This window comes from Actinomyces sp. ICM39 (genome assembly GCF_000282935.1).
GTDB lineage: Bacteria > Actinomycetota > Actinomycetes > Actinomycetales > Actinomycetaceae > Pauljensenia > Pauljensenia odontolytica_B.
Map to the genome: position 1 here is coordinate 1 of NZ_ALCB01000128.1, position 773 is coordinate 773.

Here is a 773-nt window from a genome sequence, read left to right on the forward strand (position 1 = left end):
CGCGCTGGGAGGCGCGCCGCGACGCGCTCGAGCAGCTGCTCGCCCCCGAGGACGGCACCGCCGAGCTGCTGGGACGCCCCGGGGTGCTTGGCCAGGTCGCGCCCTTGCTGCACGTCACACCCGGTTTCGAGGATGCCGTCGCCGCCGCTCTGGCACCCTTCGCCGACGCCGTCGTCGTCGACTCCCTCGCCCGAGGCCTGGGCGAGCTGGATGCCGCCCGCGCGGCAGGGCGCTCGCTGCGGCTCGTCGTGGCCTCTGATTCTTCCGGCCCTTCCGACGGTCCCGTGGATGGAATCAGCGGGGCCGTCCGCGCCGAGCTGCCCGAGGGCGCGACGTGGCTTGCCGACGTCGTCGCCTGCGAGGGGGCCGCCGCGCCGCTGGCTTCCCTGCTGGACGGGATAGTCGCATGCTCGCTTGAGACCGCTGTGGCCGTGCTGGACGTGCCCGGCGTGCGCGCCGTCGTCACGTCGGGCGGCGACGTGCTGCGCTCCTGGTCGGTGGAGGGCGGCCGCCAGGCCTCCTCCGTGCTCTCCGTGCGCGCAGACTACGAGGAGGCGTGCGCGCAGGCCGAGGCCGCCCAAGCCCGCATGGCCGAGGTCTCCGAGCAGCTCAGCGAGGCAAACGCCGACCTGGACCGCTGTATTCGCGAGGCGAACGACGCCCTGAAGGCCCTGCGCGAGGAAGACGCACAGCGCGCCAAGGAAGCCCAGGAGCTGGCTCGCGCACAGTCGGCCGCGCAGGCCGCCCGAGCTGAGGCCGAGCGTGCCCACGAC

1 protein-coding gene is annotated in these 773 nt (G+C 74.5%); it reads left to right on the plus strand.

The genetic code is table 11. The annotated features are described in order from the left end of the window. On the plus strand, positions 1-773 hold a 773-nt coding region (locus HMPREF1137_RS08315), incomplete at both ends, for an SMC hinge domain-related protein (RefSeq protein WP_009054283.1).